At 62.6% G+C, this 12,349-nt stretch carries 12 protein-coding genes; 4 read left to right on the forward strand and 8 right to left on the reverse strand.

Annotated features, from left to right (window positions below; translation table 11 throughout):
* Positions 1–1,499, reverse strand: a 1,499-nt coding sequence (locus tag ACIOVF_RS11235) for a DUF6531 domain-containing protein (protein ID WP_401289453.1), incomplete at its 3' end; no start/stop codon positions are given.
* A gap of 105 nt (positions 1,500–1,604) precedes the next feature.
* Positions 1,605–2,501: a site-specific tyrosine recombinase XerD gene (gene xerD, locus ACIOVF_RS11240; protein ID WP_045196561.1), complete on the reverse strand. Its 897-nt coding sequence runs from the start codon at positions 2,499–2,501 to the stop codon at positions 1,605–1,607.
* A 76-nt stretch (positions 2,502–2,577) separates the two neighbouring features.
* Between xerD and ACIOVF_RS11245 the strand changes: the two genes are divergently transcribed.
* Positions 2,578–4,374 (forward strand): sodium:proton antiporter, encoded by a 1,797-nt coding sequence (locus ACIOVF_RS11245; RefSeq protein ID WP_093386840.1) that lies wholly within the window; start codon positions 2,578–2,580, stop codon positions 4,372–4,374.
* A 74-nt stretch (positions 4,375–4,448) separates the two neighbouring features.
* Here the strand turns inward: ACIOVF_RS11245 and ACIOVF_RS11250 are convergent, their stop codons facing one another.
* The 6 genes from ACIOVF_RS11250 to ffh form a co-directional block, all read right to left on the reverse strand.
* A complete protein-coding gene (locus tag ACIOVF_RS11250; RefSeq protein WP_045196557.1) occupies positions 4,449–4,856 on the reverse strand; it encodes an acyl-CoA thioesterase in 408 nt (135 codons plus the stop codon).
* A gap of 95 nt (positions 4,857–4,951) precedes the next feature.
* On the reverse strand, positions 4,952–5,302 hold the full coding sequence (gene rplS / locus ACIOVF_RS11255) for a 50S ribosomal protein L19 (RefSeq protein ID WP_038996821.1): 351 nt from the start codon (positions 5,300–5,302) through the stop codon (positions 4,952–4,954).
* Positions 5,303–5,345: 43 nt separating this feature from the next.
* Positions 5,346–6,098, reverse strand: coding sequence for a tRNA (guanosine(37)-N1)-methyltransferase TrmD (gene trmD / locus ACIOVF_RS11260; RefSeq protein ID WP_045196554.1), 753 nt, complete (start codon positions 6,096–6,098; stop codon positions 5,346–5,348).
* A 3-nt stretch (positions 6,099–6,101) separates the two neighbouring features.
* The gene (gene rimM / locus ACIOVF_RS11265) at positions 6,102–6,638 is read right to left on the reverse strand and encodes a ribosome maturation factor RimM (protein WP_093386845.1); all 537 of its coding nucleotides are present in this window, start codon (positions 6,636–6,638) and stop codon (positions 6,102–6,104) included.
* 5 nt (positions 6,639–6,643) lie between these two features.
* The gene (gene rpsP, locus ACIOVF_RS11270; RefSeq protein WP_028942918.1) at positions 6,644–6,895 is read right to left on the reverse strand and encodes a 30S ribosomal protein S16; all 252 of its coding nucleotides are present in this window, start codon (positions 6,893–6,895) and stop codon (positions 6,644–6,646) included.
* A gap of 238 nt (positions 6,896–7,133) precedes the next feature.
* Entirely contained in the window at positions 7,134–8,510 is a 1,377-nt protein-coding gene (ffh, locus tag ACIOVF_RS11275) for a signal recognition particle protein (RefSeq protein ID WP_038996825.1), read from the reverse strand.
* 196 nt (positions 8,511–8,706) lie between these two features.
* On the opposite strand from ffh, the gene ACIOVF_RS11280 reads away from it, so the two are divergent.
* The 3 genes from ACIOVF_RS11280 to ACIOVF_RS11290 all read left to right on the forward strand — a co-directional run bounded on the left by ACIOVF_RS11280 (position 8,707) and on the right by ACIOVF_RS11290 (position 12,319).
* Positions 8,707–9,519: an inner membrane protein YpjD gene (locus ACIOVF_RS11280; RefSeq protein ID WP_045196549.1), complete on the forward strand. Its 813-nt coding sequence runs from the start codon at positions 8,707–8,709 to the stop codon at positions 9,517–9,519.
* Between the two features lie 13 nt (positions 9,520–9,532).
* On the forward strand, positions 9,533–10,747 hold the full coding sequence (locus tag ACIOVF_RS11285) for a transporter associated domain-containing protein (RefSeq protein WP_401289461.1): 1,215 nt from the start codon (positions 9,533–9,535) through the stop codon (positions 10,745–10,747).
* A 267-nt stretch (positions 10,748–11,014) separates the two neighbouring features.
* Positions 11,015–12,319, forward strand: coding sequence for an MFS transporter (locus tag ACIOVF_RS11290; RefSeq protein WP_045196545.1), 1,305 nt, complete (start codon positions 11,015–11,017; stop codon positions 12,317–12,319).
* Positions 12,320–12,349 lie beyond the last annotated feature (30 nt).

The raw sequence follows: 12,349 nt of genomic DNA on the forward strand, positions 1-12,349 counted from the left end.
GCGAGGTCGCCGTTGCTGTCGTAGGCATAGCTGACCAGCAACTCGCTCGATTCGTCGCTGTAGCGACGCTCGATATGGCTGACCCGCGTCGGCCACTGGGCGCTGTAAACCAGCTGCAGCTGGACTGCATCGAAGGTGTCGCGCAGCCAGAACAAGCGGCCTTCGGCGTCGTAGTCGAGGTAGACGCGGTTGTCGTTGCGATCGCCCAGTTGCGCCAGGCGCAGGCGCTGTGGGTTACCCGGGGTGGGCTGAAACAGGCGATAGAGTCCGCCGCTGCTTTCGATCAGCAGCTCGCCATTGAGTGCGCGGCGCACGCTCAGGCCCTCGCCGGCACTGAACACCGCATCGCCGCGCGGGATGTTGCCCATGTCGACGACACGCGCCTGTTCGTCGGTAAACAGCAGGCGCTCGCCGCCTTCAGGGTGCGTTTCGATGGCCACGAAGACTTCGTAATCGACGCTCCAGCCCGCACCGAACAGGCCGTCGCGGCGTTCATCGCGGCTGTTGTAGTAGCGCTGCCAGTCCAGCGGGATCAGCGCTGGCAAGCTGAAGTCGAGCTCTTCTTCGCCACTGAGGATCTTCGCCCCGGTGGGTGCATGGACCGGGTTGAGCGAGCCGGCGATGGCACTGGTAATTGCTCCGCTCACCTGGCTGGTGACGGCGCTGGCGATGCCGCCGATCACCATGCAGCCGAACTTGCTGTAGAACTTGCCGCCACGCCCGCGCAGTAGCATCAAAGCGGTTATCGCCAGGCCGATGCCCGGGGTCTTGCCACTGCGAATCTCGCGGACCACGATCGAGCCGCCGCCAATGCGCACGTTACTGGAGATCAGCCCGGCGTCGACGATCACCGCCTCGCAGGTGCTGCGATCGCCGCTGCGGCAAGCCGGATGGCCGTTGATGGTGACCTTGCTCGAACCTTCGGCCAGGTACTGCGGCGGCATTGGCGGGTGCTTGCTGCAGAGGATCTTGTCGTCGTCGGCAGGCTCGGTGTTTGGTGCGGGGCTGGCGACCGTGGGCCGCCACATCTGCGAGAAAAAGCCCTTGGCCATGTCGAGGAAGCTTTCTTCTTCCTCTTCGGCAGGTGGCTGGGCGGCATCACTGCCAGCGGGCGCCGCCGCGGCGACGATGACGCCAGCAGCGCGGGCGGCCGGTTTGCCATTGGTGTGGGTGTTCTTCGAGCCAGTGAGGATGTTGGCCTGCACCGAGGGCGGGAACAGAAAATTGCCGATACCCTCGCATAAACTGCTTAAACCCTTATCGGCCCCGGTCTTGCTCATGGCCACGCCGACCACGATACCGACCACCGCGCCGAGCACGAAGCAGCCCAGGCCGCCGGTAACCAGGGTCAGCCCCAGCGCTGCGGTTACCGCCGCGGTGGCCAGCACGCCAATGGCGACGTTGGCGGCCACTTCCAGCACGCCGCCGACGATGTCGGCCATCATCGAGGTGTGCATCAGCGCATCGCCCTGGCGGGCGGCCCACAGGGCGTCAGACATTATTGACCTGCAACGGCACGGCTGCAGGGCACTTGAACCTGGGCATGCTTGATTTCCATATCGAGCGTTTGAGGTGTCGGAATCTGCTGGAAGAGCGCCCGAGCGTCAACCCCGAGGGTGATGCAAAGCGTGTAGTTCCTGCAGCCGCGCGCGGGCCACATGGGTGTAGATCTGGGTGGTCGACAGGTCGCTGTGGCCGAGCAGCATCTGCACCACGCGCAAGTCGGCGCCGTGGTTGAGCAGGTGAGTGGCGAAGGCATGGCGCAGGGTGTGCGGCGACAGGCTCTTGTCGATACCGGCCACCAGCGCCTGGTGCTTGATGCGGTGCCAGAAGGTCTGGCGGGTCATCTGCTCGCCGCGCAGGCTGGGGAACAATACATCGCTGGGACGCCCGCCGAGCAGTTCGTTACGGCCGTCACGCAGGTAGCGCTCAATCCACACCACCGCCTCTTCACCCATGGGCACCAGGCGCTCCTTGCTGCCCTTGCCCATCACCCGCAGCACGCCCTGGCGCAGGTTGACCTGATCGAGGGTCAGGCTGACCAGTTCGGTGACACGCAAGCCACAGGCATACAGCACTTCAAGCATGGCGCGGTCGCGCTGGCCGATCGGCTCGCTCAGGTCCGGTGCCTGCAGCAAGGCTTCGACGTCAGCTTCCGACAGGGATTTGGGCAATGGCCGCCCCAGTTGCGGCATTTCCACCTGCAGGGTCGGGTCAATGCCGATCAGTTTTTCCCGCAGCAGGTAGCGATAGAAGCCTCGCACCCCGGAGAGAAAACGCGCGGTCGAGCGTGGCTTGTAGCCCTGCTCCAGGCGCCAGGCCAGGTGATCGAGGATCAGTTCGCGCCCGGCATCGGGCAGCTCGACGCCCTGCTCCGTGAGCCAGCCGTTGAACAGCGCCAGGTCGCTGCGGTAGGAATCGCGGGTGTTGTCGGCCAGGCCCTTCTCCAGCCACAGGGCGTCCAGGAACTGATCGATAAGCGGATGTTCAATAGCGGGCATGACAACTCTGCGGCAAGCGACGAAAACGACGAATTGCCGCTAGTCTTCCATAACACTGCCGGCATAGGGAGCCCGAATGAACGAACAACAGATATTGCTGGCATTTGGCGGGATAGGTCTGGCAGCGCTGTGCTGCCAATGGCTGGCCTGGCGCCTGAAGCTGCCGGCGATCCTTTTCCTGCTGCTCAGCGGCATTCTCGCCGGCCCGTTGCTCGGCTGGCTCGACCCGCAGGAATTGTTCGGCCCATTGCTGATGCCGCTGGTGTCGCTGGCGGTGGCGCTGATCCTGTTCGAAGGCAGCCTGACCCTGCACCTGTCGCAATGGAAAGACATCGGCAGCGTGGTGCAGCGCATGGTCACCCTCGGCGCGCTGTCGACCTGGCTGGTAATCACCCTGGCCACCCACTGGCTGCTGGGCTTCGACTGGCTGCTGGCTACCTTGTTCGGCACCCTGACCCTGGTGACCGGGCCGACGGTGATCGTGCCGATGCTTCGAGTGGTACGGCCCAAGGCAACGATCGCCAACATCCTGCGCTGGGAAGGCATCGTTATCGACCCGATCGGCGCGCTGCTGGCGGTGGTGGTCTACAGCTTCATCATCGCCAGCGCCGCCGGCGACGGCCTGAGCCATAGCCTGGTGACCTTTGCCGGGGTGATTGTCTGCGGCAGCGCGTTCGGCGTGGCCGGTGGCTGGCTGCTCGGCCAGGTGATGCGTCACCAATGGCTGCCGGAGTATTTGCACAACCTGGCGTCGCTGGCGGCGGTGCTGGGGATTTTCATTGGTGCCAACCAGGTGATGCATGAGTCGGGGCTGCTGGCGGTCACCCTCATGGGCATGTGGCTGGCCAACATGAAGGGCGTGGATGTCCGGCAGATCCTGCACTTCAAAGAGAACCTCAGCGTGCTGCTGATCTCCGGGCTGTTCATCCTCCTGGCCGCGCGCCTGGACCTCAATGCCCTGATCGGCCTGGGCCCGGCGGTGCTGGCCCTGCTGCTGATCATTCAGTTCGTGGCCCGGCCGCTTAACGTCGCGCTGTCGACCTTCGGCTCGCAATTGAACTGGCGCGAACGCGCCCTGCTGGCCTGGATCGCCCCGCGCGGCATCGTTGCCGCCGCGGTGTCGGCGATCTTTGCCATTCGCCTGGATGAAGCCGGGCATGAAGGCGCACTGCTGCTGGTGCCATTGACCTTCGCGGTGATCATCGGCACCGTGGTGCTGCAGAGCGCCACTTCGCGGCCCTTGGCACGCCTGCTCAAGGTTGCCGAACCTGCCCCCAGCGGTTTTTTGATCGTCGGCGCCAACCCGCCGGCCCGCGCTGTGGCCAAGGCTTTGCAACAGCTCGATTGCCGGGTGCTGCTGGCCGATTCCAGCTGGGAGAACATCCGCGCGGCACGCATGGATGGCTTGCCAACCTACTTCGGCCACCCCGCCTCGCAGCATGCCGATGCCCACCTGGACCTGGTAGGCCTGGGGCATTTGCTCGGGTTGTCACCGGCAGGTGAGCTCAACACCCTGGCCTGCACGCGCTTTCGCCACGACTTTGGCCCGCAGCGGCTGTTTGTCCTGGCCAGTGGCCTTGAGGCCAAGCGCAGCGACAAGCACCGCGCCAGCGATGAGCACCGCGGGCAGACACTGGGAAGCCAGCCGCTGACCTACGGGCAGTTGGCCGGATTACTGAACAATGGCGCCGAGCTGTACAGCACGCACCTGACCGAGGCATTCGGCTGGGCGGACTACCAGGCGCTGCATGGCGAGCGGGCCAACCCGTTGTTTGCCCGCGATGGCAGTGGCTGGGTGCATGTGTTCGGGCCCGACAGCCTGCTCAAGCCCGGGCCTGGGTGGACACTGGTGGCGTTGATTCAGCCGCAGTAGGAGCGGGCTTGCCCCGCGATAAGGCCGGTGAAGTCTACACATTATCGCGGGGCAAGCCCGCTCCTACAGGATGGTCAGAACCCGGGCAATACCGGCACCGGGCGCTTGTCTTCATCGATGGCGACAAAGCTGAACAGGCCATGGATGGCCTTTTCGCGACTGTCGCAGCTCATGCTTTCGACAAACACTTCAACCTCGACCTTGAGGCTGGTGTTACCCACTGTCGCCACCCGCCCGACCAGCTCGACGATGGAGCCGGCGGCAATCGGGTGCTTGAAGTCGATACGGTCGGTCGACACCGTTACCAGCGGCAAGCGGCAGAAACGCGTGGCAGCAATGAACGAGACTTCGTCCATCCAGGCCAGCGCGGTGCCGCCGAACAGGGTGTTGTGGTGGTTGGTGGTGGACGGGAATACCGCCTTGGTCACGCGGGTCACCGACAGTTCGGTGCGGCGCTCGATTTCCTGCTCTCTGGAGGTCATGGGCTTCACATTGGACGACAAATTTCAGACAACAAAAAAGCAGCCCGAAGGCTGCTTTTTTCGCATGGTGGCCGTAGCCACCGGTCAAGCTGTCCTCAGGACAGTTTTTCCTTGATGCGAGCGGCTTTACCGGACAGGTCGCGCAGGTAGTACAGCTTGGCTTTACGCACGTCACCACGACGTTTCACGGCCAGGCTGTCGATTTGCGGGCTGTAGGTCTGGAAAGTACGCTCAACGCCAACACCGTTGGAGATCTTGCGAACAGTGAAAGCACTGTTCACACCACGGTTACGCTTGGCGATGACAACGCCTTCGAAAGCCTGCAGACGCGAACGATCGCCTTCCTTCACTTTCACCTGAACGACGATGGTGTCGCCCGGGGCAAAGGTCGGGATCTCTTTGGTCATCTGCTCTGCTTCGAGTGCAAGAATGATTTTGTTGGTCATGCTGTGCTCCTAAGGTAAATCAGCTGGATTTACCATCGATACGTTAACTATCGTCCCGCTCACGGAGGTATTCCGCCAGCAGCTTCTTCTCTTCTCCAGAAAGTGAGCGACTTTCCAGAAGATCGACGCGTCGTTCATAGGTCCGCCCAAGGGACTGCTGTAAACGCCATCGCCGGATGTGTGCATGGTTGCCACTAAGCAACACGTCGGGAACACGCTGATCCGCATACACCTCAGGTCGGGTGTAGTGCGGGCAATCAAGCAGACCATCGGTGAAGGAATCTTCCTGCGCCGAGTCCGCATGCCCTAAAGCTCCAGGCAGCAGTCGTGTAACCGCATCGATCAGGACCATCGCCGGCAGCTCGCCGCCAGACAGGACATAGTCTCCAATCGACCACTCTTCATCGACATGAGCTTCAATAAAGCGCTCGTCGATGCCTTCATATCGACCGGCTATCAGAATCAACGATTCGTGCTTCGCCAGGTCTTTGACCGCCGACTGAGTCAGCTTGCGGCCTTGTGGGCTCAGGTAAATCACCTTTGCCGCCTCTCCGGTTGCCTGCCTGGCATTCACCAGGGCGTCTTCCAGAGGCTTGATCTTCATCACCATGCCCGGACCACCGCCAAACGGCCGATCATCTACCGTATGGTGACGATCTGTGGTGTAGTCCCGCGGGTTCCAGCAGGTCAGTTGCAACAACCCCTGTTTCACCGCGCGGCTGGTAATGCCGTACTCACTGATGGCCGAGAACATCTCGGGGAACAGCGTGATGACGTCTACGCGCAGGCTGGCCATTGCTTAGAAGTCCGCGTCCCATTCGACCCTCATTTCGCCTGCAACCAGGTCGATCTTCAACACGCATTGCTCGGTATAGGGCAACAGGCGTTCTCGATCATCCAGGCTGCCCGCGCAGGGCTTGACCACCATTACATCGTTCGCGCCGGTCTCCAACAGGTGATCAATCGTGCCGAACAGCTGTTCGTCCTGATTGATGACTTTCAGACCCACCAACTGGTACCAGTAGTACTCGTCGGCAGACAGGTTGGGCAAAAGGCTACGCGAGATACAAATCTCATAACCGCTCAGAAGACGGGCTTCATCACGATCGTCGAGGCCTTTGAGCTTGGCGACCAGGTCCTTTTGAGTGGAACGGCCACTGACCAGCTCGACCTGTTTTACCTTCCCTTCGTGCCGAAGCGTCCAGTTACGGTAATCCAACAGGTTTTCAATCGGATCGGTAAAGGAAAAGACCTTTACCTCGCCGCGAACGCCGTGAACCGAAAAAATCTTGCCAACGACGATCAGGTCATCAGCTTTTTCTGGCGTCGCGCTCATACTATTCAGGCAGCAGCCTTAGCAGCATCTTTCAGCAGTTTTGCAACGCGCTCGGATGGCTGTGCGCCAACGCTCAGCCAGTGAGCAACGCGGTCTTGTTTAACGGACAGGCGAACTTCCTGGCCACGAGCGATAGGGTTGAAGAAACCAACCTGCTCGATGTGCGAACCGGTAACCGGGTTACGCGAGTCGGTCACGGTCAGGGTGTAGAATGGGCGCTTTTTAGAGCCACCACGGGCAAGACGGATGGTTAGCATTGAACATCGTTCCTGTAGTCGGTGCTGCAAATCATAATGCACAGCGGGCACACGGGTGCCCGAAAGGCCGCATATTCTCAAGGAATACACGGACTTTTGCAAATGCCTTTTTACGCCAGGTAAAAAGGACAGCCTGCAGATCTGCGCTTCGTACAGCCTCTATATAAAGGCTGCGTTGTTCCCGCCGGGGCGGGAGTCCGATCGTCGGCCCGTTTCCAGGCCGCCGATGCGAATAGGGTTACAGTTTGGGCATGCCGCCGCCGGGCATCATGCCACCCAGGCCGCGCATCATCTTGGCCATGCCGCCTTTGGCAGAAAACTTCTTCATCATCTTCTGCATCTGCTTGTGCTGCTTGATCAGACGGCCGATGTCCTGCACCTGGGTGCCGGAACCAAGGGCGATACGGCGTTTGCGCGAACCGCTGATCAGCTCAGGGTCGCGGCGCTCGGCCGGGGTCATCGAGTTGATGATCGCTTCCATCTGCTTGAACTGCTTCTCGGCGGCGCCCTGGGCGCTGCCCATCTGGGCCAGGTTGACACCGCCGATGCTCGGCAGCTTGTCCATCAGGCCGCCCAGGCCACCCATGTTCTTCATTTGTTGCAGCTGGTCGCGGAAGTCTTCGAGGTCGAAGCCCTTGCCCTTCTTCAGCTTCTTGGCCAGTTTGTCGGCCTTGTCCTTGTCGAGGGTCTGTTCGGCCTGCTCGATCAGGCTGAGCACGTCGCCCATGCCCAGGATGCGCGAAGCGATACGGTCGGGGTGGAACGGCTCGAGCGCGTCGCTCTTCTCGCCCATACCGATGAACTTGATCGGCTTGCCGGTAATGGCGCGCACCGACAGCGCGGCACCGCCACGGGCGTCACCGTCGACCTTGGTGAGGATCACCCCGGTCAGCGGCAGCGCATCGCCGAACGCCTTGGCCGTATTGGCGGCGTCCTGGCCGGTCATGGCGTCGACCACGAACAACGTCTCGATCGGCTTGACCGCAGCGTGCAGGTCCTTGATCTCGGTCATCATTTCGGCGTCGATGTGCAGACGGCCGGCGGTGTCGACGATGACCACGTCGATGAACTTGAGCTTGGCTTCGCGGATCGCCGCCTCAGCGATGGCCACCGGCTTCTGGCTGATATCGGACGGGAAGAAGGTCACGCCGATGTCGCCCGCCAGGGTTTCCAGCTGCTTGATCGCCGCCGGACGGTAGACGTCGGCCGAGACCACCATCACGGTCTTTTTCTTGCGCTCTTTAAGAAAGCGCGCCAGCTTGCCGGCGGTGGTGGTCTTGCCCGCGCCCTGCAGACCGGCCATCAGCACTACCGCAGGCGGTGCGGCGTTGAGCGCCAGGTCTTCGTTGGCGGCGCCCATCAGGCCTTCAAGCTCAGCCTGGACGATCTTCACGAACGCCTGGCCCGGGGTCAGGCTGCGCGACACCTCGGTGCCGACCGCACGCTCCTTGACCTTGTTGACGAAATCCTTGACCACCGGCAGGGCGACGTCAGCCTCGAGCAACGCCATGCGCACTTCACGCAGGGTGTCTTTGATGTTGTCTTCGGTCAGCTTGGCCTTGCCGGTGACATGGCGCAGCGTCTGTGACAGACGGTCGGTCAGGTTTTCAAACATGGTGATCCTTTCGGGCTCTGTAGAACCGAGGTTTATCAGCTGCCTCTGGCGTATTCGGCCGGCCTTGGGCAGGGGCAGGCCGGCGATTATAACGAAGACTTGGCCCAGCGCACACCATGCCGTCGGCTGGCAGTCTTCCTAGGCGGGCGCGATCTATGCCAAACTCAGTCCCTTTCGGGCTTGCCTAACAGGACTTATGCTCCCCTTGTCACCCAGCTTGCTACCCAATCTCATCGCCGCCTGCCTGTATGCCGCCGCGACCTTCTATCAAGGCTCACGCCTGGCCCAGGGCACCAAGGCCGACAAACGCCTGCTCGGCCTGCTTGGCGCGCTGGCGGTCATTGCCCAGGGCACTGCGCTGTTCTGGCAACTGCTCACGCCCCTGGGCCTGAGCCTGGACTTCTTTAGCGCCGCCAGCCTGATCGCCACCGCGGTGATCGCCCTGACCCTGCTGGCCTGCCTGCGCATACCGGTGGAGAACCTGCTGCTGTTGCTGTTCCCGCTGGGCATGGCCACGGCGCTGATCGCCCAGTTCGCGCCGTCGGGCACGGTGCCGCTGATCAACGAAGAGCCGGGCATCCTCGCGCATATCCTGCTGTCGATCCTGGCCTATGGCATGTTCACCATCGCCGTGGTGCAGTCCCTGCTGCTGCTGTTGCAGGATCACCAGCTCAAGCACAAGCACCCCTCCGGGCTGATCAAGAACTTCCCGCCGCTGCAAACCATGGAAAGCCTGCTGTTCGGCTTCCTCTGGGCCGGCTGGGGCCTGCTGTCGCTGTCACTGCTGTCCGGCTGGCTGTTCCTCGACAACCTGTTCGCCCAGCACCTGGTGCATAAAACCCTGCTGGCGTGCCTGGCCTGGATCGTCTTCAGCGTATTGCTGTGGGGCCGCACCCGCCTCGGCTGGCGCGGGCATAAGGCGATCCGCTGGACCCTGGCCGGCTTCTGCCTGCTGATGCTGGCCTATTTCGGCAGCAAGCTGGTACGCGAATTCATCCTGCATATCTGACGGGCACAGGTAAATGGACGCTCTGCCGTTAGGACCGCTACTCGGCGTATTGGCACTGGCACTGCTGTGGTCGGCGCTGTTCACTGCGGTGGACGCCGCCCAGCAGCAACTCAACGGTGGCCGGCGCAACCCGCAGACCGGCGAGCACCCCGAACTTGCCGTAACCCCTCAGGCCCTGGTGCTGTGCTCGACCCTGGGCAAGCTGCTGGTATTGGCCCTGGCCTGCCTGATGGGCCAGCGCTACAGCGGCGAGCACGGTTTCTGGCTGGCCGGCCTGGGCGCTGCCGCCGTACTTTTGATCGTTGCCGAATACCTGCCGCGACAGCTGGCCAGGCGCAATCCGCAGGCCTTCATCGGCCTGGGCAACAGCTTGCTCAAAGTGCCGCTCAAGCTGTTGCAGCCCCTGGCCTGGCTGCTCGATGGCTGCGCGCGGGTGCTGCTGCGCCCGTTCCGGGTGCAAAGCCATGCGGTAGCGCTGCACGACAACGACGACAGCGACAGCTACGCCGCCGACGAGCCGGATGCCGACCAGCGCCTGAACCTGCCGGAAAGCCTGCTGGCGCTGGACAAAATCACCGTCAACGACATCCTCGTGCCGCGCAACGATGTCGACGGCATCAACCTCGACGAGCCGATCGAGGCAATCATCGAGCAGTTGATCATCAGCCGCCACACCCGCCTGCCGGTCTACCACAGCGATATCAACCAGGTGGAGGCGATCCTCAATACCAAGCTGATCAGCCACCTGCTGCCCAAGGCCGAACTGACCCGCGAAACTCTGCAGGCGGCCTGCTACGAACCCTATTTCGTGCCGGAAAGCACCCCGTTGCAGCTGCAATTGCTGAATTTCCACAAACAGCAGCGGCGCCTGGGCGTGGTGGTCGACGAATACGGTGAAGTACTGGGCATCGTTACCCTGGAAGACATCCTCGAAGAAATCGTCGGCGAGTTCGAAGACGAACACAGCCTCGACAACCCGCATATCCACCCCCAGGCCGACGGGCGCTTTGTCATCGAAGGCAACGTGTCGATCCGCGAGCTCAACCGCACCCTGGGCTGGCACCTGCCCAGCGACGGGCCGAAGACCCTCAACGGCCTGGTCACCGAAGCCCTGGAAAGCATCCCGGCAAGCACCGTGTGCCTGAAAATCGGCCGTTATCGCCTGGAAATCCTCGAAACCGAGGACAATTGTGCCAGCCGCATACTGGTCTGGACGCTCAAGCGCTAGCTATACTGGCCACACGCTTACCCAGCCCCAGCCGTCTCGCCCGCTACCCGCACCGGCGTCACACGGCCAGTCAGCCTGACTGAACATTGCGCGCACCAGCGGTACTGGCTCACACCCCGAGCCTTGCCCGCGCCCGCCCCCATCCCCAACGGGCGTATGTTTCGTCACGCGACCATAACAATTCGCTTCGGTGCACGCCCGTGCCTGCCTGTTCGTACCCGGCCGGCGGCGATGCCCATGGAGCTCTCGACTGACAGGGATAATCGCATGACGACCAGCAGCACCTACCCCGAAACCGCCCAGGCCAGCCCCGGCAACTCGCCGGCACGGGTTGCCACCGCCAGCTTCATCGGCACCGCCATCGAGTTCTACGACTTCTACGTGTACGCCACTGCGGCGGCGCTGGTGATCGGCCCGGTGTTCTTCCCGCAGACCTCCGGCACCGCGCAGATGCTCTCGGCGTTCCTTACTTTCGGCATCGCCTTCCTGGCCCGGCCCCTGGGTTCGGCGCTGTTCGGTCACTTTGGCGACCGTATCGGCCGTAAATCGACCCTGGTCGCATCCTTGCTGCTGATGGGTGTGTGTACCACCCTGATTGGCGTACTGCCCGGTTACGACAGCATTGGCGCCTGGGCGCCGATCCTGCTTTGCGTGTTGCGCTTCGGCCAGGGGCTTGGACTTGGCGGTGAATGGGGCGGCGCGGCGTTGCTGGCCACCGAGAACGCGCCCAAGGGCAAGCGCGCCTGGTTCGGCATGTTCCCGCAGCTAGGCCCTTCGATCGGTTTTCTGGCGGCCAACGGCCTGTTCCTGACCCTGGCCATGCTGCTGACCGATGAGCAATTTCGCAGTTGGGGCTGGCGCATTCCGTTCCTGCTCAGCGCCGTGCTGGTGATGGTCGGCCTGTACGTGCGCCTGAAGCTGGAAGAAACCCCGGTGTTCGCCAAGGCCGTGGCCAGTCACCAGCGGGTGAAAATGCCGGTGGTCGAGCTCTTCGCCCAGTACTGGGCCCCCACCCTGCTGGGCGCGGCGGCCATGGTCGTGTGCTATGCGCTGTTCTACATCTCGACGGTGTTCTCGCTCAGCTATGGCGTTTCGACCCTGGGCTACAGCCGCGAAACCTTCCTCGGCCTGCTGTGCTTCGCGGTGCTGTTCATGGCCCTGGCAACGCCGTTGTCGGCCTGGCTCAGCGACCGTTACGGGCGCAAGCCGGTACTGATCGTCGGCGCTGTGCTGGCGATTGCCTCGGGCTTTACCATGGAACCGCTGCTGACCTCGGGTTCGACCACGGGGGTGGCACTGTTCCTGGCCATCGAGCTGTTCTTGATGGGCGTGACTTTCGCGCCGATGGGCGCCTTGCTGCCTGAGCTGTTCCCTACTCACGTGCGTTACACCGGGGCGTCGGCAGCCTACAACCTGGGCGGGATCGTCGGCGCCTCGGCGGCACCGTTCTTTGCCCAGAAGCTGGTGGCCATGGGCGGTTTGAGCTGGGTCGGCGGCTATGTCTCAGCGGCAGCTGTGCTGAGCCTGATTGCGGTGTTGTGCCTGAAAGAGACGCGCCACTCGGAGCTGTAAAATCATCGCGGGGCAAGCCCGCTCCTACCG

Source organism: Pseudomonas sp. NPDC087612 (assembly GCF_044743505.1).
Taxonomy (GTDB): Bacteria; Pseudomonadota; Gammaproteobacteria; order Pseudomonadales; family Pseudomonadaceae; genus Aquipseudomonas.